We start from the raw sequence: 21,356 nt of genomic DNA, 5'->3' as shown, positions 1-21,356 counted from the left end.
TCTTCTTACGCCGCCGCCTGTGTCGGGGCATGCCCCGACACAGGCGATCAATACCCGCCATTCCAGCATGCCGTCAGATTTAGTCCAGACTTTTACACATGAGGCCGGTGCCTTTTCCGGCGCCACCAAACAGCGGATCGGCAAGATCGAATATGCCAATGGCGGCACCCTGTTCCTGGATGAAATCGAGTCCATGCCCATGTCCATGCAGGTGAAATTCCTGCGTGTACTGCAGGAACGCGTGGTTGAACGCCTGGGCTCCAACAAGCTGATCCCGGTGGATTTCCGGGTCATTGCCGCCACCAAGGCCGACCTGCTGGAACTTTCCGAACAGGGAAAGTTCCGCAGCGATCTGCATTTCCGCCTGAATATCGTCACCATCGACCTGCCGGCCCTGCGCAACCGGCGGGAGGATATTCCGCTGCTGTTCGATTATTTCGTCGCCCAGGCTGCCCTGCGCCTCAACCGTCCGCCGCCGCTGATCCGCGATGGTGTCATCCGTGAACTGATGGCACATCACTGGCCGGGCAATGTGCGCGAATTGCGTAACCAGGCGGAGCGCTATGTGCTGGGCCTGAAAAGCGCCCCTGGCCATGATGCGACCAGTGACAGCATCCCCTTGTCGATCGCCGTCGAACATTTTGAACGCGGGCTGATCATGGAAGAGCTGAAGCGCAACGATGGCAATATTTCCCGAACGGCGGAGGCCATGGCGATTGCCAAGACCACCTTGTTTGACAAGATCCGCAAATATGAGATCCGCGTCCGCGAAGCCTGAAGGCTCTCCCCCATCCCCATGGACAATGTGTTCATCGAGCGGCTCTGGCGGTCGCTGAAAGACGAATGCGTCTATCTCTGCACTTTGAAGACCGGCAGTGAGGCCAGGGCCGGACAGACTGTGTTTGGCGGTGTGAATTGAACAGGGGCAAGCTTAACGCCGAACAAAAATTGTCCGGTCACTGGGGACTAGCTCTTCCTATGTCTCGCCGAATCACGGCTGCCTGATGATTCAGGATTTCAGGAAATATGCGTCTGTAATGCTGCGGTCCAGGTCGGATGGGAGCTTACCAAGCTGAGAAATGCTCTGTTCGCCGTTCCTGAGCTGGGCGGAGGTGAAGGGCCGCACCCTGGTCCCAGCCCTTGTGTCGGGTGTCGGTATCCCTCCCGTGACATTCATACCAGCGTGCCCTGCCTATCCGACAGGCGGACATTATGACCGGTCTTAATTGAGGAAGGTTCGTTCAAGGAATTAGCCTTCATGCAGGCGAACGTCCGGTTCACAGGCTTTAAGCGGACCCTTCCCCGGATCGGGGAAGGGGGTGATTTCGCTAGACCAAATAACGGTTAGCCGCCAATAGACGGGAAATTGGCACCGGGAAGTAAGCCATTCGAAACGATGGAAAAATTTAAGGGGGCTTCATGTACCGTTCCAAGGTTATTGCGCTGACCACCTCGGCTGTGGTTGGCTCCCTCGCGCTCTCCGCTGCGCTTCCCATGCTCGTCCACGCCGCCGAAGGGGAGTTGACGCTGGATGAGATCATCGTCACCGCGCGTAAGCGCAAGGAAGACATCCAGACGGTGCCGATCTCCATCCAGGCGCTGTCAGCCGACGAACTGGCTGCCAAGAACATCACCACCCTGACCGATCTGGGCAACACGACCCCCGGCATCACGGTGAGCAACATCACCGGTGGCACCTTCACCAATATTTACGTGCGCGGCCTGGCGCCGGCCAATTCCTCCACCGATCTGAACGTGGAGGCCAATGTCGGCCTGTTCATCGACGGCATCTATCAGACCAGCCGCAATGCCGCCGACATCCTGTCGGTTGTGGACGTGGCACAGGTCGATGTCGTGAAGGGTCCGCAGAGCGCGCTTTATGGCCGCTCCACCTTTGCCGGTGCCGTCGGCTTCACCACGGCCCGCCCGAGCGACGTGGCGGAAGGCAAGGTCACCGTCACCGTCGGCAAGAATGGCGATTATCGCGGCAAGGTCTCGCTGTCCAAGCCGATCATCGAGGATAAGCTGGCGGCCTCCATTTCCGCCGCCTACCAAACCTATGACGGCGAGTTTGGCAACGCCTTCAACCCGCAGGACAAGCTGGGCGGGTATGAGAAGCGCGGCGTCTCCGGTTCGCTGCTGTTCACGCCGACGGAGAATTTCACGGCCACCTTCACCGGCTTCGCCATGAAGACGAATTCGGAGATGCCGGGCCTGTCGCTGAACCCGCTGTCCAGCCACAATTGCGGCGCCTTCAATGCGCCGACCCAGGCCTATATGCTCTATTGCGGCAGCATTCCGACCAACCTGCCGATCGACGTCACCAGCAGCCTGCCGGAAAGCTATTCCAAGGCGCGCCAGGGTGCGCTGGAACTGGAATATAAGTTCGAGGATTTCTCGATCGTCAGCGTGACCGGCATCTCCGCTTCTGAAGTGTCCGGCGTCAATGATGCCGATGTTTATGGCAATGGCGCGCTCTATGGCGTCTGCACCGTCGGCAGCACCTGCGGTGCCGCCACCGGCACCTATACGCGCACGGTTCTGGCTAACTCCATGATCAACAGCACGGATCAGGTGGTGACCAAGAGCCAGGAACTGCGCATCCAGTCGCCGGACAGCAACCGGCTGCAATGGCTGGGTGGCCTGTTCTTCTTCCAGTCCAATGTGGACAGCAAGACCTATGCCGGCACCAGCGCGCCGGGTCTGGCCACCAACGAGCGTCTGGTCCAGATCCTGCCGGGCAACCCCGTCGGTACGGGGCCCATGGCCTCGCTGGCCAATCCCGGTCTGGTCTACGACCCGTCCGTGGTTCAGCGTCTGGCCAACATGAACTACAAGCAGAACATCACCCGGTCGGTGTTCGGCTCGCTGGGGTATGAGGTCATTGACGGTCTGCGCGTGTCGGCCGAAGGTCGCTACAACATCGACAACAAGACCGACCGTTGCGTCCTGACCTATTTCAACGCCTTCGGTCCCTGCGTGGCCGGCCAGCCGTTCCGGGGCGAGTTCAAGAGCTTCACCCCGCGCTTCACGGTCGATTACAAGGCGTCGGATGACATCTTCCTGTTCGCGTCAGCCGCCAAGGGTGTGCGTTCGGGTGGCTTCAACTCGCTCGCCGGTCTGACCGACGCGGAGAAGACCTTCGACGAAGAAGAGAACTGGACCTATGAAGCGGGCGTGAAGTCGTGGCTGCTGGACCGCCGCGTCATGCTGAACGCCTCTGTCTTCCATGTGGACTGGAAGAACCTGCAGCTCTCCACCTTCTCGCCCAACGCGTCGGTTGCCCAGGCCATCATCATGAATGCCGGCAATCTGAAGACGAACGGCGTGGAAGTGCAGACGGAGGTTAAGGCCACCGACATCATCTCCTTCGGTGGTTCGGTCACCTATTCCGATCCGAAATATGGTTCGGGTACCTATGATCCGGCCTATTCGTCGCAGTGCGGCAACCCGTCCACCGTCTGCACCCTGGTCACGATCCCCGGCCGTGGCATCCAGGCATCGATCGAGGGCAACCGTCCGGCCCGTTCGGTGAAGTTGCAGTATAACCTGCACGCCAGCGCTAATGTTCCTGTCTCCGCCGACTGGACCCTGTCCGGCCGCGTGGACGTGAACTACACAGGCCCGACCTATACCAACAGCCTGAACGTCACCTCCTTCGGTGAACGCACGCTGACCAATCTGCGTCTGGCCCTGGAAAGCGATACCTATTCCATCGCCGCCTGGGTCACCAACCTGACCAACGAGGATTATAACGCCAACATCATCCAGCAGCCGCGTAACTACTCCGTCGGCACGCAGCGCATTATGGAAGTGTATCATGGTGAAGGCCGCCGCTTCGGCGTAACGGCGTCCGCCAAGTTCTGATTGGATGCGTGAATGTTCCCCTCGGCACCATCGCCGGGGGGAATTCCTTTTGGCCAACATTGGAAGATCGGGCGCCATGACCAGTAAATTCGCTTCCCCGCTCCTGTCCCGTCGCGCCGTGGTGGGGGGCCTTGTGGCCGCCGCTCCGCTTATCGTTGCCTCCCGCGGCTGGGCCGCCGGTCCGTCTGAAGTTGATGTCGTCGTGGTGGGCGGGGGTCTTTCCGGCCTGAACGCCGCCTCCATCCTGGAAGGCCAGGGGCTGACTGTACAGGTTGTTGAGGCATCCGACCGTGTCGGCGGCCGTCTGCGCACCTTGCGCACGGAGGGCTATCAGGCCGAGGTCGGGGCCAGCGAGGTTGGCCTGCTTTATGGTCGCGTGCGCGATGCCTGCGGGCGCCTGAATGTCGGCCTGACCACCGATGGCGTCAAGGGTACTGATTTCATGATCAATGTCGATGGCAGCACCGTGTTGCCGTCGGAATGGTCCAAGTCCGCGGTCAACAAGACAAGGGGCCGCGAGCGCGAGTTCCCCCCCTTCATCCTGCAGAACCGGTTGATGTTCGACTGGCTGCCCTTCAAACAGACCAATGCCTGGCTGCAGCCCGAGAACATGGTCTATGACATCTCCGCGGCCGAACTGATGCGGTCCAAGGGTGTGTCGGAAGCGGCGATCCGGCTGGCGGATATCGACCTGAACGGCGCCAGCCTGGAAAGCGTGTCGTCCCTGTCCATCTTCCGCGATATGGCCCGTGCCCAGATCGAAGGCTTTAAAGACCCCAACAAGCCGCAATATGGCGGCCCGACCAGTGCCGCCGACCGCGCCTATATCGTGGGTGGGTCCGATATGCTGCCAAAGGCCATGGCCGCCGCACTGAAAACGCCCGTGCGCCTGAACAGCCCCGTCGTCGCCGTCGATCAGACCGATGACAAGGTGAAGGTGCTGCTGTCCAATGGCGATGTCCTGACCTCCCGCTTCCTGGTGATGGCGGCCCCGTTCAGCGCCGTCTCCCGCATCCGCTTCACGCCGGGCCTGCCGGACAATCAGGCCGATGCCATCGCCGGTGCCCGCTATTCCGCCACGACGCAGTTCCATTTCAGCATCAAGAAGCCCTTCTGGGAAAAGGACGGGCTGCCGCCGTCGATCTGGTCCAACAGCGCCTTCGAACGCGCCTTCGCGATGAAGAACGCCAAGACCGGTGCCATCGACAGCCTGATCGTCTGGGTGAATGGCGACGGCGCCACCCGCTGGGACGACCGCGACACCAGCAAACAGGTGGAACTGGTGCTGGCCGACCTGGCCCGCCTGCGTCCATCCATGGCCGGCGCCCTGGAATACAAGTTCGGCTATAGCTGGGGCCGCAATCCGTTCGTGGGCGGCAACAAGCATTATTTCGCGCCCGGCCAGGTCAAGCGGTTTGCTGCCGACATGGGCAAGCCGGCCGGCCGCATCCATTTCGCCGGCGAGCATCTGCGCCGCCTGGAACATGGCATGGAAAGCGCCATGGAAACGGGTGAAGCCGCCGCCATGGAGATCCTGGAAAAGATCTGATGTTCACCGCGGGAGCCTCTTCGGCACCTTCCAGCCGGGCTTTGGTTGGCGCGGTCATCACCATTTTGAAGCGCGAAGGGATCGCTGGCATTCTCGCGTTTGATCCTCACCCTCGCAAGCCGGAAGGCTGGAGAGGGTGAGGAAACTACCCTGGATAAATTCTACCTGAACTGAGGACACAGCCTGCCCGTAACGCGGGCTGTGACCGTTCTTCCCTGCCTGCAGGAACCGCCCCGAAGATCGACATCCACACAGCGGTCAAATGGGGAAGCGGACTATGGTCGCCGTCCGTCATTCCGGTACTGCTGGGATCAATATTTGACCGCTTCCAGAACAAGGGGGATGCGATGGGTTATCGCTTGGGCGTCGATGTGGGGGGTACCTTCACCGACCTGCTGCTGTTTAATGATACGACGGGCGCCTTCTGGCGGCACAAAACCCCGTCCACCCCGGCCGACAGTTCCGTCGGCATCCTGAATGGCGTCACCGCCATCTGTGAGAAGGCGGGGATCACGCCGGCCGATGTGGAATTCTTCCTGCACGGCACCACGGTTGCCACCAACGCCGTGCTGGAAGGCAAGGGCGCCAAGGTCGGCCTGATTGTGACGGAAGGGTACCGTCAGATCATGCAGATCGCGCGTTCCTTCGTGCCGGGCGGTCTGGCCGGCTGGATCGTCTGGCCCAAGCCGGAACCGCTGGCCCGGCTGGAAAACACGTTTGAGATCAAGGGCCGCATGAACGCCCAGGGCAGCGAACTGCGCCCGGTCGATGACGACAATATCCGCGCCGCCCTGCTGAAACTGAAGGAAAAGGGCGTGGAGGCGGTCACCGTCTCCCTGATCAACGCCTATCTGAACGGCGCGCATGAAAAGCGCGTGGGTGAGTTGGCGGCGGAGATTCTGCCCGGCGTACCCGTGTCGCTGTCCCATGAAGTCCTGCCGGAAATGCAGGAATATGAGCGCACGCTGACCACGGTGGCCAATGCGTCGGTTCGGCCCATCGTTGGCCGCTATGTCCGCAACCTGCGCGAAAAGCTGAAGTCGAGCGGGTTTGCCGGCTCGCTGTCGCTGCTGCGTTCCGATGGCGGCCTGATGTCGTCGGAAAAGTCCGAAGAACATCCCGTTTCCCTGCTGATGTCAGGTCCGGCTGGCGGCGTGACGGGCGCCCTGTGGGTGGGCGCCAATTCCGGCATCCGCAACATCCTGACCCTGGATGTAGGCGGTACGTCGACCGACGTGGCCCTGATTGAAAATCTGGACCCGCGCCGTGTGCGCACCACCGAAGTGGGCCATCTGGCCGTCCGCGCCTCCTCGCTGGATGTGAAGACGGTGGGCGCCGGCGGCGGTTCCATCGCCTATGTGCCGGAACTGACCAAGGCACTGCGCGTCGGCCCGCAATCCGCCGGTGCCGTGCCCGGCCCCGTGGCCTATGGCAAGGGTGGCACGTTGCCGACCGTGACCGACGCCAATGTCGTGCTGGGCTATCTGCCCGAGGCGCTGCTGGGCGGCACCTTCAAGCTGGACCGCGAAGGGGCCAAGAAGGCGGTGCAGACCATCGCCGACACGCTGGGCATTGATCTTTATGCCGCTGCCCGCGGCATCATCGATATCGTGAATGAGAACATGTTCGGCGCGCTGCGCATGATCTCCGTCCAGCAGGGCTATGATCCGCGTGACTTCGCCGTCATGGGCTTTGGCGGTGCCGGCCCGCTGCATGTCAATGCCGTGGCCCGTCTGATGGGCTCCTGGCCCGCCGTCTCGCCCGTGTCCCCCGGTGTGCTGTGTGCGCTTGGCGATGCCACGACGCGGATGCGCACGGAAACGGCCCGGTCCTTCTCCCGCCGCTTTGACGAGACGGACGAGGCGGAGGTGATTGCGCTGCTGGAATCCATGGCCGCCCAGACCCGCGACGAGCTGAAGGCCGAAGGCACCAAGGACGCGGACATCACCAGCCTGTTCGAAATCGACGTGCGCTATGAAGGCCAGGCCTTCGAGGTGCCGCTGTCGATCGATCCGGAAACCCTGCGCCGCGACGGTCTGGCCGGGGTCACCCGACGCTTTGATGATGAGCATCAGCGCCTGTTCACCTTTAACATGCCTTCCCCGCATGAGCTGGTGAACCTGCGCGCCGTGGCCCTGGGCCCCGTGCTGGACCTGCCGGCGGCCGAATTGCCGCAGGGCAATGGCGACCCGGTGGCGGCCAAGATCCGCGACCATGAATTGTGGATGGATGGCAAGATGGTGCCGGCCGTCATCTATGACCGCGCCAAGCTCAAGGCCGGCGACCTGATCCCGGGTCCGGCCATCGTCATCGAAATGGACAGCACGACGCTGATCGAGGCCGGCTGTGACGGCCTGGTCGACCGCGTCGGCAATATCCTGATCAACCCGCGCTGAAGGGGAGTGTGATCCATGGCCGCAAAGATCATCCAGACCAATGACGCTCCCTTCAACAAGGTCAGCATCGACCCGGTGACGCTGGAAGTCATCGAAAACGCCCTGCGCAATGCCCGCATCGAAATGGATGCGACGCTGGTGCGCACGGCCATGTCGCCCGGCATCCGCGAACAGGGCGACGCCTTCCCCCTGATCGCCGACCGCACGGGCCAGATGGTGGTGGGCCAGTTCGGCTCCTATATCGGTCCCTTCCTGGACGGGTTCGACGGCACGGTTGAAGAAGGCGACATGATCCTGCTGTCCGACCCCTATTCGGTCGGCGGCGCCATCAGCCACCTGAATGACTGGCTGGTGCTGTTGCCCGTGTTCAAGGATGGCCGCCTGATTGCCTATACCTCCATGTTCGGGCACCAGTCCGACATCGGCGGTAAGGTCGTGGGCTCCATGCCCATCGACGCCACCTCGATCTTCGAGGAAGGGGTGCGCATCCCGCCCGTGAAGATCTATTCCAAGGGCGTCTATAATGCCGACGTGATCAAACTGATCATGGCCCAGACCCGCAAGCCGGACTGGTGCACGGCCGATCTGAACGCCCTGATCGCTTCCTGCCGCGTGGCCGCCCGCCGCGTGGTGGAAATGTGCGAGCGGTTTGGCGACGATGTCTTCGCCGCCGCCACCGACGAGCTGCTGGCCCGCAACTACCGCGCCATGAAGCAGCTGATCGCCAGCTCCATCAGCGAGGAGAAGGTCAGCTTCGAAGATTATATCTGCGATGACGGTATGGGCTATGGCCCCTACAAGATCCGCTGCACCATGCACCGCGAAGGTGAAATCGTGGTGCTGGATTTTGATGGCACCGACCCGCAGAGCCAGGCCTCGATCAATTTCTTCCTGAATGAAAACATGCTGAAGATGTTCTTCGGCATTTACATGATCATGGTCTTTGACCCGCAGGTGCTGTTCAATGACGGCTATTACGACCTGATCCGGGTGAAGATCCCCGAAGGCTCCCTGCTGAAGCCGAAATTCCCGGCCGCGCTGTCGGGCCGCACCCATGCGCTGGGCCGCCTGTTCGACATCATGGGCGGGCTGCTGGGCCAGAAGACGCCGGAATTCCTCAACGCGGCCGGCTTCTCCTCCTCCCCGCACCTGTTCTATTCGGGCTATGACGCCAAGGGCCGCTGGTTCCAGTTGTTCCAGATCGGCTTCGGCGGCATCCCCGGTCGTCCGCTGGGCGACGGGCCGGACGGGCATTCGCTGTTCCCCGGCTTCACCAACGTTCCCAACGAGTTCCTGGAGCGGTATTTCCCGCTGGTCATCGAACGGTATGAAACGGTGGCCGACAGCGGCGGGGCCGGGCTGCATCGCGGCGGCAATGGCATCATCATGTCCTATCGCTTCCTGGCTGCCGGCACCATCGCCATCCATGATGACCGCTGGTTCACCCCGCCCTGGGGTGTGAATGGCGGCGAACCCGGTGCGCGCGCCCGCAAGATCCTGGAAAAGCCCGACGGCACCCAGACCGTGGTCGGCAACAAGCTGGAAAACCTGACGGTGGAAGAAGGCGACATCCTGCACTTCATCACCTGGGGCGGCGGCGGCTGGGGCGACCCGCTGCTGCGCGAGCCGAAGCTGCTGGAGGTCGAGCTGGAGCGCGGTCTGGTCACGGCCGAAGGCGCCAAGCGTTATGGCGTCGTGCTGGTCGATGGCAAGGTCGATGAAGCCGCGACGGAAGCGCTGCGGGCCAAGATGCGGGCGGAACGCGGTCCGGTGACGGAAGTGTTCAATTTCGGTCCCGACATCGACACGCTGCGCGCCAACAGCCTGGCCGAAACCGGCCTGCCGGCACCGAAGGCCCCAGTGAAGCTGGCGCATTTCGCGGCGTGATTCCAAACGCACCTCGGTGTGTTTAAGCCAAGGCGGCATCTGCCGCCGCCGGGCGAGGATCTTCTCGCCCGGCGATTGAGGAAACACAAAATCTCCCTTGCGCGGTCACGTGCAAGGGAGATTTTGTGTTTGCAAGGTGCCTGCTCCCGTCGCCTTGCAAACCGCTGAATATTGCTTTCTCTGTCCTGTCGGTCGTCCTGCAACAAGGGCGGGCCAAACGTATCAAACTATCCGTTCACCGGGGACCAGCTCCCCCGGATCGGTGATGCTTGCCTGTTGCTACCGATTGAAAGGCCCCGGACATTCCGGCCCAAATAACGGCGTAGAAATATCTACCTGGTGGATATGATGGCGCTTCATCGTTTCCAGGCCGAATTCATCCGCGCCAGATTTGACCCCGGCAAGGAAGGCGGTACAGCGTCTTCTATCCAGAACAAGGGAGTTCCGGGACAATGAGCGGACCTGAATTGACGCGTCGTCAAAGCCTGGGCCTGGCGGCCATGGCGGCCACCGTCGGCGCGGTGGGTATCGGTGCTTCGGCGGCGTCTGGAAGCGCGCCGCCCTTCCAGACGAAGATCGACTTCAAAGACCCGAAATGGAACCGTGACAGCTATGCCCGGCTGGATGCGGATATCGATCCCACGAAGGAAAAAATCGGCTGGTTCCGTGGCAACGTCTATGGTGTGCGCGACAATGAGCCGGTGCGGCCTCTGTTCATCATTGATGGCTTCAGCTTCGTCCGCACCAAGCGTCTTGAGGACGGCTCGTACCGCCGTATGCTGCGTGAGGTTGGTTTCTACCGGGACATCAAGACCGGTGAGATCCTCAAGACCTGGCATAACCCGTATACCAACGAGGATGTGCGGGTCGTGCCCATCGCCAACGATCCGTTCAATTTCACGATCAGCGAATTCCGTCCCCAGCCCCCGTCCTATGGCGGAATGAACAAGGACAAGCCGCCGCCGGAGCCGTTCCTCCTGGACTGGCGCTATGGTCCGGACGATACGGTGATCGTCACCACTGACATCCACATGCTCTATCAGAACGCGTTGCAGCCCGATAAGTGGGTGCGCGAATCGTCGGGCGCGTTCAACCGCGTCTCGGAGATGTTCACCTATGTGATCAAGCGCAAGGATCTGGAGAATCCCAAGCTGACCCACGTGAAGGCTGTGGGCCAGTGGTCACGCATTACCCCGTGGCTGCCCTGGATGCTGATGGGTCAGGCGCCGGGCCATATCTCCTATTTCTGCTCTTTCGGCGCCTATGACAGCGTGAACGACATCCCGGCCGATATCCGGGAAGCCGCGCGCGCCATGGACCCGAAATGGCTGGCCGCTCCGACGGAAGATTACGGTCCGTCACTGTCCAGCCTGGAAAACTATGCGCGTGAACAGAAGCCGGTGCCTGTGCCAGCCGGGTGGGTGCCGCCGCAACCGCCGCCGCCGCGGACGTTGCCGCCTAAGTAATACCAATCTCCCTTGATCGTGACCGATCCAGGGAGATTTCGTGTCCCCTCACGCGCCGGGCGCTGCCTCCGGCAGCTTGGCTTACGCGCCACGTGGCGCGGGCCGGCGGTCGCCGGCCTCCAACCCACCTAAAGGTCAACCTTTAGGTGGGTTGGTATAAGTCGGTGCAGGGCGGGCGGGCGATGGTGCCCGCCCGCCCTTTTCGTTTCTGATGTACCGTGACCTTCCAAGGATCGCCGATGACCACCGCCGTGACCGAAGTCCCCTCCCAACAAGCCGGCCGCCTGGGCCTTGTCTCGCAGGTCGGCTATGGTGCCGGACAGGTGGCAGGCCAGGTGTTCCGCGATGTGCCGTCGCTGCTGCTGCTGTTTTTCATGACGACGGTACTGGGGATTGAACCGGCGCTGGCCGGTGTGGCGATCTTTGTGCCGAAACTGGTCTGGGGTGTGGGGTGCGACATGCTGGTCGGCGTGCTGTCCGACCGCTGGAAACACCGGTTCCACCGCCGCTGGTGGCTGCTGGCCGGGGTTGTGGGTTCGCCCATGGCCTTTCTGCTGCTGTTTCATGTGCCGGCTGACCTGTCCATGAATGGCCGTATCGTCTATGTGGCGGCCGCCTTCAGCCTGTACATGGCGGTTTTTGCCAGCTTTTCCGTTCCCTATCTGGCCATTGCTGGCGAATTGTCGGACGATCCGCACCAGCGGACGGTGCTGATGGCCTGGCGGCTGGTCTTCACCGCCGCCGGCGTCCTGATCGGCGGGGCGGTGGCACCTGGGGTGGTTCAGCATCTGGGCGGTGGGCAGCCGGGATATGAGGGCATGTCCCGTGTTCTGGCTGTGATCTGCCCCATCTCCCTCCTCATCGCCTTTTTCGGGGCCGGACGTGCGGCGCGGCAGGCGGGCCGGGCGCCAACCCCCGCGGCCAGCCCCCGCATGACCTTTGGCGCTGCAATCTCCGTGCTGGCCGCGCCGCGCTTCTCGGTGCTGCTGATGTCCAATCTGCTGCAATTGATCGGATCGGGCATGGCTTACGCATCCATGCTCTATTTTCTGACCTACAATATGGGGCAGGGGGCCGGCGCGCTGCAGCTGATCGGTGGCCTGATCGTCGCTGTCTGCGCCGGTATCATCGTGGCCCAGCCGATGTGGGTGGCCCTGGCCAAGCGCGTGGGCAAGAAGCCCGTCTATGTGCTGTCCGCCATCGGTTATGGCGTCAGCTATATCGCCTGGTCGCAGAATGCCCAGTCCGGCATCTTTGTCGCTTATGTGTTTTGCGTCGTGGCCGCGCTGTTCAATTCCGGCTGGGCCCTGCTCAGCTTTTCCATGATGTCCGATATTGCCGGCGAGGATCGGGCCAATGCCGGGCTCTATTCCGCCGCCTGGGTGGCCGTGGACAAGATCGGCTTCGCCCTGGGCGGCACGCTGCTGGTGGGCCTGGTATTGTCGGGCTTCGGTTTCGATGTTGCCCGGTCCATGGCGGGCCTGCCGCAGGAACCTCGCGCCCTGACCGGTGTCATGCTGGCTTTCGGGGTGTTCCCAGGTCTATTCAATCTGATTGCGGCGGCTCTCTATGGCCGATTTGGTCGCCACTGACAGGGCTGGAAAGTGGATTGGGTGGCGCGGCTTTACGATGGCGGCCGCACGGACCGGTCTGCTCCGCAATCTCCCGCCAGCGGCCCACGGCGTTGCGCCGTATCGGCGTATGCGGTCAATTGGAACCTTCAAAGCATAGTCTATCCATCAGGTGGATACAAAATCACGGTTTCTGCCCCCGGTGCTGCCGAACATTGGCATCATGCCGCCCATGATATTCGACAGGTGGAGGGGGGTATGGAAAAGGGCGTGCCAATCCGCGCGATCAGCCGGGCCATCGCGGCTTTGAAGGCCATTAACCGGCAAGGGTCGCTGACCATGATGGAAATTGCCCGGTCGGCGGAGGTGCCCTATCCGACGGCCTGCCGCCTGGTTCAGACCCTGGTTTATGAAGGGCTGGTGGAGCAGGAGCCCGATCGTAAGCGGTACAGGCCCACAGCGATGGTCCAGTCACTGGCTTATGGTTTCCAGGATGATGACCGGCTGGTGGAGATCGCGCGGCCGCTTATCGTGTCGCTGACGCGCCGCATTGGCTGGCCCATCTCCATTGCCTCCCGCGTCGGGCGCAACATGATGCTGCGCGACAGCACCCACGCCAACACGGCGCTGACCTTCGAACGGTATTATCCGGGCTTCACCCTGCCAATACTGGACAGCGCATCAGGCAAGCTGTCGATGGCCTATACCCAGGATGAGGAGCGCGAGACGCTGTTGCGGTGGATGAAGGTGTCGCGGGAGGTGGACCCGGAATATCTGAAGGCGGCTCATGCAGCGCTGAATGTTGAACGAATCCGCTCGCAGGGCTACGCCGTGCAGGGGCGCAACCATCACAACCTGACCCCCGGCAAGACCTCCTCCGTTGCTGTGCCCATCTTTCTGGGCGAGAATTTCAAGGCGGCGATGACGATGATCTTCTTCGCCTCCGCAATGAAGGTAGAGACGGCGCTAGATCGCTACCTGGACGACCTGAAGGGTACGGCCGAGACGATCAGCGCAGAGCTGACCCAGGCGGCAATGCAGAACCAACGCTAGTACATGCTCACCCGGCCGGGTCCAGTTCCACCAACTGCTTCATTCCGCGCAGCCGGGCGCCCTTACCCCTGCTGGCCGCTGCATAGGGCCACCTGTTCACAGGAACTCCAGGGGGGCGATACGCAGGAAACTGCCGAACTTGTCCACCCTGTGGCCGGCCGGGGACGGTTGCATCGACGCGCTAGGCGGTCTGCGCCCAAATAAAAACGCGGTGCGGCGCGCTGTTTTGTTCAGGCACAGACCAGTCAAACCATCGAAATCATGAAGGAAAGCCACGCTTACGCGCGGGAGAAGCGCCAGGCTGACATCGCTGTCATGATGTGACCACCCATCCAGAACAGGGGATATGAGATGCAGGGTGAAGGCAAGGACAGCCGTGGCTGGCGCAAGGTGTTCGGCGTGCTGGGGCCCAGCACGAACACCATTGTGCAGCCCGATTTCGACGACATGCGCCCCGCCGGCGTGACCAATCACTATAGCCGGATCATCGTGTCGAACGCCCAGGCGATCAGCAACGAGACGTTTCTGGCCGGCACGCAGGAGATCGCCGACAATACCATGGACGCCGTAAAGGCGGTGATGACGTGTGATCCCGATTATCTGGTCATGGGTATGTCCGCCATCACTTTCTTCGGAGGGGCGGAAGGGGCGGCAAAGTTCCGCCGGCAGATCCGGGAGATCAGCGGGCTCTATCTCTCCACCGGCTCCGAATCTCTGGCAGCCGCCATCGCTGCCTATGGCGGGGTGAAGAAGGTAGCCTTCGTGTCGCCCTATTATCCCGTGGCCAACGAGCAGGTCCGCCGTTTCCTGTCCGATTATGGATATGAGACGGTCCGCGATGTGCCGCTGCAATGCGCGTCCTGGACTTCCATCGCCCGAGTCGGCACGGATCGGTTGCGCGACGTGCTTAGCCAACTGGATGGTGACGACGTGGATGCCATCCTGCAGGTCGGTACCAACCTGTCGATGGTGAAGCTGGCCGCTGCTGCTGAGACCTGGCTGGGCAAACCGGTCATCGCCATCAATACTGCGACATACTGGCACGCGCTGCGCGCCAACGGTATTCAGGACAAGATATATGGCTTTGGTCGCCTGCTTGAGGAATTCTGATCCGTACTTAATTACAATGACGTCCCTTTGCCCGAGCGTGGTCCGTTGCACTGGCCCGATAAAAAGAAGGTTGCAGTGCTCCAGCCCTGTTATGAGGACGATCCACCGATTCCACCCGATGTCTTGCCCGGTGACACGTCCGATTCTCCCACATTCACCTGGCGCGAATATGGCCGGTGGACTGGCATATGGCGGCTTTGTTACCTGTTTGAGGCGAGAGGCATGAGCAATGATTGCCAGGCAACGACAAACTCGGTGCCCCGGTCGAAGGTGATGCTGCGGCGGGCGGGGCCGGGCAGGGGGGCAAGAGCCTCGCTGATGCGGGACATGACGCCGGCGGACCGCCGGTCCTCGTTGTCCAGCAACAGCAGATAACGGGTTTGCCGCTCCTGGAGCCAGGTGACATTGGCCTTGCCATGCTTGCGCGCAAAGATCAACAGATCCGCCTCCCAATGGCCGAACTGACTGCGGTCACTGACTTCAGCCGGGCGGGCTTCAATCCACCGCTCTGCCGGGATCACCGAAGTCCGGGGCTTGCGGCCCTTCTGACGACGACGGTGCCGCCGGGCCACCGCCAGCAGGGCATACAGCTTTGCCTCCCGGCCTTCGTCACTGTGAATATGCCGGTAGATGCTCTCATGCGATATCTGACCGACCGGCTGTGGTTCGATCTTCAGACGACCGGAAATCTGCTGCGGCGACCAGCCCGCATGCAGCTTCGCCACCACATGCGCCAGAAGGGCCGGATGCCGCAGCAATTTCACCCGGCCAGAACGGCGCCGCCGCTTGGCCAGCGCATTCGCCGTCATGCAGTAATAACCTCGGTAGTCGTTCCCATCCCGATCCCGGAAACTTGTGTGATAAAAATTGCGATTGATCTCACGGTGGATCGTCCCGCGATGCCGTCCAAGCCGCGCCGCGATCTCCCGAACCGGAATCGACGCCTGGAACATCTCCTCAATCCGGCGCCGTTCCGTCAAACTCAGGTGTGAATAGTGCTCTCCCATGGCAGCCTCCATTGCTAACCATATGACTATAAACGAGAGTCGCACTTCAAAATAGAATCCACCCGCCTACAGCCATGTCAGTGCCAGTTAGAAATGTCATCGGTTTGCGCCGGATAGAAATGTCACCCTTGTGAGCTTGCGGGGGCTGCGCGGAGCCTTCCGCCGCGCGCAGCGCAGCCCCCGCAAGCGGTTCACGTGGTGAAGGGAGCCGGCCCCTGTGCACGACGGGTTGGACTATGTGTGCGGCGCTGACGGGGAGAGGCCTTGGCCTGCTCCTCCTGGGCCCACGCCAGCGCTGCCGACAGCCGCTTGTTATCGACAATCTCGCCCTGGGGCACCCGTTGCAGCTTGTCGAAGGCCCGGAACGGCAAATCAACACCCTTCCAGCGGACCAGCAGGCGCCCGTCGGGATAATCATATACCGTCACCCGCCGGTGCCGGGCCGCCCGCGCCATTCGGCTCGGCTCCAAAAGCAGCATCACCCGGTTGTAGTGCAGGGTCAGATTGTCGGTAACCGTGCGCTCCTCCCGCCAAGCCAGAACCTCGTCCAGATCCTGATAGGGGGCCAGCGGACGGTGCAGGTTCTCCGGCTGATGGGGCGGCTTGGCAAAGCGTTCGTTATAGTCCCGGACAAAATCCGGCAGGAGCCGGTTGGCCGCCTCCATCGTGGAAATCCCAGCCAGACGCAATTCCTTCACCAGCCGATCCTGCAATGTCAGATGCGCCCGCTCGACCCGACCCTTGGCCTGCGGGGAATGCGCGCAGAGGATGGTAATCTCCAGGTCCTGCAAGGCTCGCCCGAACTGGGTCAGACCGTCGCTGCGTTTACTTTCGCCCGGTCGGTTAACCCGGAAAATGCCATGCCGATCGCTGTAAAAGGCCACCGGCCTCCCATAGGCAGCGATGTAATCCCGCGTCGCCTGCATATAGGCCAGCGTGCTCTCCGACGGCACAAATTTCAGATGCATCAGCCGGCTGGTCGCATCATCCACAAACACCAGCAGCGTGCAGGGCGGCCCCCGATCCTCAAACCAACGATGCTCGCTCCCATCAATCTGTACCAACTCACCCAGGCATTGCCGCCGAAGGCGAGGGCGGTGAAATTGACGCCGCTGGGCCTTTGTCCGCCAGAGACCGGCCTCCGCCATCCAGTGCCGCAGCGTCTCCCGCGACACCGTAAGACCATGCCGTTCGGCAAGCTTCTCCGCTGCCAATGTTGGCCCAAAATCATGGTAATGCAGACGAACCAGTTCCAGCGCCAGCGCGCGTAAACCCGCCACCAATCGATGGTTCGACGGTCGGCCCCGGCCTCGATGGACAATCCCACCGCCGCCATCGCATCGATACCGATCCAGAAGACGCCATACCTGACGCTCACTCAAACCCAATATCCCAGAGGCGTCCGAAACCCCAAGCTGACCACTCTCGATTTCTGCCAGTACCTCAACACGCCGGACATCCCGATCGCTCATCATCAGCCAGCCCATGGCAGCCTCCAAAACCGGCCAAAACCGATCCAGAGACTGACATTTCTATCTTGCTCAGGACTGACATTTTAACTTTGCGCCTACATTCAAATTTATCAATAATATTAATTATGGAAAATAAATCATGATAAATTGTCAATCATCACGGAACTGTCATCCAAATATTGTCTTATGCGGACCCTTGGCTTCCTTGGTCTCTGGAGAGACATCCGATGCGCACGATTGTCTGTTCCCTGCTGCTGGCGGGTCTGCTGGCTCCCCCTGTGATGGCGGCGGATGCGCCGGTGGGGCGGGCTTTGCTGGACAATCATCTGCATATGAATGACATCGTCGCCGTCGGTACGCATAACAGCTACAAAAAACCCCTGTCGCCGGCTGAATGGGGGCTGCTGGCCAGCAGGAACCAGAAGGCGGCGGATTCCATCGATTACGGGCATCGCAGCCTGACGGAACAGCTGGATGCCGGTGTCCGCCAGCTGGAGCTGGACGTTTATCACGATCCGGCCGGCGGGCGCTTCACCGACCCCAAGGGACCGGCGCTCGCCGGGCAGAGCCTGCCGGATGGCTTCAAGGAGGCCCGGTCGCAGCCGGGCCTGAAGGTGTTTCATATCCCCGACATTGATCCCTATAGCCAGTGCCAGCCCTTCACCGCCTGTCTGGCGGAAATCCGCCGCTGGTCGGACGCGCATCCGAACCATCTGCCCTTGATGATCATGGTTAACACCAAACAAGATCGCTCCCCCGTGCCGGGCGGTACCGACGCCCTGCCCTTTGACGAAGCGGCCTTCGATAATTTCGACCGGGAGGTGCGCAGCGTGCTGCCGCCGGAAAAGCTGGTCACCCCCGATGTTGTGCAGGGCCGCTATCCCACCCTGCGCGCGGCGGTGCTGGCCGGTAACTGGCCGACGCTGGCACAGGCGCGCGGCAAGATCTGGTTTGCCCTGGATGAAGGGCCGTCTGTGGTGGCCGTCTATCGCGGCAAGCGGCGGTCGCTGGAAGGCCGGGTGATGTTCATCAATACGGATGAGAAATCGCCGGCCGCCGCCTATCTGACCCTGAATGAACCGTTGAAGGATGCCGCCCGCATCCGTGCAGCTGTCAGCGCTGGCTTCATGGTGCGGACACGTGCCGATGCCAATACGGTGGAGGCGCGCCACAATGACACCGCCCCCCGCGACGCGGCTCTCAGCGGGGGTGCCCAATATATTTCCACCGATTATATCTGGCCGGACACCCGCTTCAGCAATTATCAAGTCCAGCTGCCGGGTGGCGCCGTCGCCCTGTGCAACCCCGTCCGTGCGCCCGGTGCCTGCGGCGGCATGGCTGTTGAGTAAAGGTTTCCACGTGATGCGCCCCTCCCTGTTTCTGGCCCCGCTGCTGAGCTTGATCCTGACCCCCGCCGCTGGGGCGACGGATTTCAAGCTGGCCTTCATGCCCGACGTGCATTTCCATGATGTTTACGGGCAGTTCGGGGACAATGCCTTTCCCGGCGTCCCCGATCCAGCCGGCGGCCCGCCGGCCACCATCCGCACCATGGCCGCTCAGCTCACCTCCACCCGGCTATTCAACGAAAATTACTTCGCCTTCCGGGCCGCCCTGGATGATGCCGCGCGGCGCGGGGTGAAGCTGGTGGTGATGAACGGGGACTTCAGTGACGATGGCCAGCCCGTGCATCTGCGCGGGCTGAAGCGCATTCTGGACGAATATGAAACGCGCCACGGGATGCGTTTCTTCCTGACCAATGGCAATCATGATCCGGTGAAACCGGGCGACACCCCCTCCGGCAAGGCCGACTTCCTGGGTCGTGACGGGCGGCCGCAGCCGATTTTCAGCCCCGGCACGGCCGAATGTCCACAGGATGGGGCGCCCAAGCCCGGCACGATCTGCACCCCCGATATCGCCGCCATGGGCTATCAGGGCATCCTGGACCTGTTCGCGCGGGACGGCTTCGCCCCGCGCGCCGATGATCTTTACTGGGAAACCCCCTTCTATCGCCCGCAGGGTGGCTTTGATGCCGCCGCCGCGGCCCCCCATGCGGCCCCGGCCCAGCGGCAATATCAGGTCTGCGCGCAGGAGAAAACCGATTGCCGGCCGGTGATCGACAGCTCGTACTTGGTTGAGCCCGTGGCAGGCCTCTGGCTGCTGGCCATTGATGCCAATGTCTACCGTCCCACCCAGGGGGGCGGTTTCAAAGGCTCCGGCGATGCCGGCTGGAATGAGATCGCCAGCTGGAAGCCGCATCTGCTGGCCTGGGTTGCCGATGTGGCCAAACGGGCGCAGCAGCAGGGCAAGGTGCTGGTGACCTTCAGCCATTATCCGGCAGTGGACACCAATAACGGCACCACGCCGGAAATCGCCGCCCTGTTCGGCGCCAAGAAGCTGGACCTGCACCGGATGCCGACGGCGGACACGTCCCGCCGGCTGGCGGAGGCCGGCATCCGCTTCACCGTGGGCGGTCACCTGCATTTCAACGACACGGCGGAATGGCGCGGGGCCGATGGCCGCTATCTGGTGAATATCCAGCCCCCGCCGCCCGCCGCCTATATCCCTGCTTACAAGCTGATGACGGTGAACGGGGAACGGGTGGAGGTGGAAACACCCCGCCTTGACAAGGTGCCCGATTTCAACCGGCTGTTCGGTTTCTATCGCATGGAATGGCAGCGGTTGAAGGATGATGGTGCGGCGGATATCTGGAACCCCGCCATCCTGGAAAGCCGCGATTATCGCCAGTTCACCGACTGGCATCTGCGGGAACTGGTGCGACTGCGTTTCCTGCCGCGCGATTGGCCGGCCGACCTGCGTGACCTGCTGCTGGCGCAGGATGCCGCGGGGCTGGGCGCGCTGGCCGGGGTGACACTGACCGGCGGCTGGCAGGGGCTGGATCTGGCGGTGGATTTCCACCGCCTGCTGAATGACGGTGATCTGGCCCTGGCCGATATTCCGAAGGCCCGGCGGGCGGATTACCAGAAGCTGCAACAGGCCCTGGCCGCCAGGAAGGCCGGGCCGGAAACCCCGGAAGGGCGGCTGGCCCGGCTGCTGGCGGTGATGCAAAAGCTGGCGGACGGCCCGCCCAGCGACCATTTCCGCTTTGACCTGAAAAGCGGTACCCTGACCAATCTGGCGGGTAAGCCATAGCCAAGCTGCCGGAGGCAGCGCCCGGCACACGCGGGAACGCGAAATCTCCCTTGATCAGTAACGATCAAGGGAGATTGGTATTACGATTACCGTTCCAGGCTGACCAACTCGTACCAAGTCATCATATAGCCGCCGACGCCGCCTTGAACGAACAGGCTGTCTTCATCCTTGGTGACCCAGACATCATAGACCGGGTGGGCGCCATCCTTGGAGACCATGCCGCCATCTTCGTCGGAAAAGCGAAAATGCCGGCAATCGAAGGTGCCGGCGGCCACCGTCACCGTCTCATCCCCAACATATTCCAGGTGAATACGGCTTTCCGCCACCAGCGGCGGGGTGGCGCCGCGATGATCGACCGAGGGCAGGAAGGCGCGCAGTTCCCGCTTGTGCGGCCCGCGCGACAGGTCCATGCAGCGGGTCATATAGGCATCGCCGATGATCGGATGGGTGCCGAAGCCGTCATAATGGCCTTCCACCGGCATCACCTGTGATACGCGGCCGATGGAAGGACCATAGCTTTCGCACTCAACGCTGTTCGGCGTCATGCGAAACCAGCCGGAGCCCATGAACTTGTCGCCCACCGTCAGGCGGACATGGCAATCCATCGGCCGGTCATTCTCATCAAGCGAATAGATCACGTCGCGCAGCACGGTCGGCGACGGCTCTTCAATCTCGCACTGGGCGCGGATGGTCAGCTTGCCATCGCTATGGCGGGTCATGGTGAAGAATTCACGCCCCCGCTCCTGCCCGTAACGTTCCGGCTTGCGGGAGGTGTAGCGGATGGCGCCGCGAATGGTACGGTGTTGCATCGGTCAAGCACTCCTGTTC

The 21,356-nt window shown here is 62.1% G+C and carries 15 protein-coding genes; 12 read left to right on the top strand and 3 right to left on the bottom strand.

Going from position 1 to position 21,356, the window contains the following annotated elements; genetic code table 11:
- From CHB97_RS21170 to CHB97_RS21130, 10 genes are all read left to right on the top strand, one after another.
- Positions 1-778: sigma 54-interacting transcriptional regulator (locus tag CHB97_RS21170; protein WP_143271095.1), on the top strand; the 778-nt coding region annotated here is incomplete at its 5' end.
- Between the two features lie 18 nt (positions 779-796).
- Positions 797-919 carry a hypothetical protein gene (locus tag CHB97_RS27000; protein WP_256387134.1) on the top strand — a complete coding sequence of 41 codons (123 nt, stop codon included), beginning with the start codon at positions 797-799 and terminating at the stop codon, positions 917-919.
- 500 nt (positions 920-1,419) lie between these two features.
- Positions 1,420-3,867, top strand: a complete 2,448-nt coding sequence (locus CHB97_RS21165; protein WP_089290003.1) for a TonB-dependent receptor — start codon at positions 1,420-1,422, stop codon at positions 3,865-3,867.
- Positions 3,868-3,943: 76 nt separating this feature from the next.
- Positions 3,944-5,416, top strand: coding sequence for an NAD(P)/FAD-dependent oxidoreductase (locus CHB97_RS21160; RefSeq protein ID WP_160106118.1), 1,473 nt, complete (start codon positions 3,944-3,946; stop codon positions 5,414-5,416).
- A gap of 347 nt (positions 5,417-5,763) precedes the next feature.
- Positions 5,764-7,812: a hydantoinase/oxoprolinase family protein gene (locus CHB97_RS21155; protein ID WP_089290001.1), complete on the top strand. Its 2,049-nt coding sequence runs from the start codon at positions 5,764-5,766 to the stop codon at positions 7,810-7,812.
- A gap of 15 nt (positions 7,813-7,827) precedes the next feature.
- Positions 7,828-9,699 (top strand): hydantoinase B/oxoprolinase family protein, encoded by a 1,872-nt coding sequence (locus CHB97_RS21150; protein ID WP_089290000.1) that lies wholly within the window; start codon positions 7,828-7,830, stop codon positions 9,697-9,699.
- Positions 9,700-10,151: 452 nt separating this feature from the next.
- Positions 10,152-11,165, top strand: coding sequence for a DUF1838 family protein (locus CHB97_RS21145; RefSeq protein WP_089289999.1), 1,014 nt, complete (start codon positions 10,152-10,154; stop codon positions 11,163-11,165).
- A 239-nt stretch (positions 11,166-11,404) separates the two neighbouring features.
- On the top strand, positions 11,405-12,757 hold the full coding sequence (locus CHB97_RS21140; RefSeq protein ID WP_089289998.1) for an MFS transporter: 1,353 nt from the start codon (positions 11,405-11,407) through the stop codon (positions 12,755-12,757).
- 237 nt (positions 12,758-12,994) lie between these two features.
- Entirely contained in the window at positions 12,995-13,789 is a 795-nt protein-coding gene (locus CHB97_RS21135) for a helix-turn-helix domain-containing protein (protein WP_089289997.1), read from the top strand.
- A 351-nt stretch (positions 13,790-14,140) separates the two neighbouring features.
- Entirely contained in the window at positions 14,141-14,899 is a 759-nt protein-coding gene (locus CHB97_RS21130; RefSeq protein WP_089289996.1) for an arylmalonate decarboxylase, read from the top strand.
- Between the two features lie 200 nt (positions 14,900-15,099).
- Here CHB97_RS21130 and CHB97_RS21125 read toward each other — a convergent pair whose 3' ends face one another.
- Positions 15,100-15,906, bottom strand: coding sequence for an IS30 family transposase (locus CHB97_RS21125; protein WP_160106116.1), 807 nt, complete (start codon positions 15,904-15,906; stop codon positions 15,100-15,102).
- Between the two features lie 191 nt (positions 15,907-16,097).
- On the bottom strand, positions 16,098-17,393 hold the full coding sequence (locus CHB97_RS21120; protein WP_200820054.1) for an ISNCY family transposase: 1,296 nt from the start codon (positions 17,391-17,393) through the stop codon (positions 16,098-16,100).
- A gap of 212 nt (positions 17,394-17,605) precedes the next feature.
- Between CHB97_RS21120 and CHB97_RS21115 the strand changes: the two genes are divergently transcribed.
- Together CHB97_RS21115 and CHB97_RS21110 are read left to right on the top strand one after the other, a co-directional pair.
- Entirely contained in the window at positions 17,606-18,727 is a 1,122-nt protein-coding gene (locus CHB97_RS21115; RefSeq protein ID WP_089289994.1) for a phosphatidylinositol-specific phospholipase C1-like protein, read from the top strand.
- 13 nt (positions 18,728-18,740) lie between these two features.
- Entirely contained in the window at positions 18,741-20,528 is a 1,788-nt protein-coding gene (locus tag CHB97_RS21110; protein ID WP_089289993.1) for a metallophosphoesterase, read from the top strand.
- An 86-nt stretch (positions 20,529-20,614) separates the two neighbouring features.
- Here the strand turns inward: CHB97_RS21110 and CHB97_RS21105 are convergent, their stop codons facing one another.
- Positions 20,615-21,337 (bottom strand): hypothetical protein, encoded by a 723-nt coding sequence (locus CHB97_RS21105; RefSeq protein WP_089289992.1) that lies wholly within the window; start codon positions 21,335-21,337, stop codon positions 20,615-20,617.
- Between the last annotated feature and the right edge of the window lie 19 nt (positions 21,338-21,356).

The organism is Azospirillum sp. RU38E (assembly GCF_900188385.1).
Taxonomy (GTDB): domain Bacteria; phylum Pseudomonadota; class Alphaproteobacteria; order Azospirillales; family Azospirillaceae; genus Niveispirillum.
This window is presented reverse-complemented; position numbering and strand designations above follow the sequence as displayed.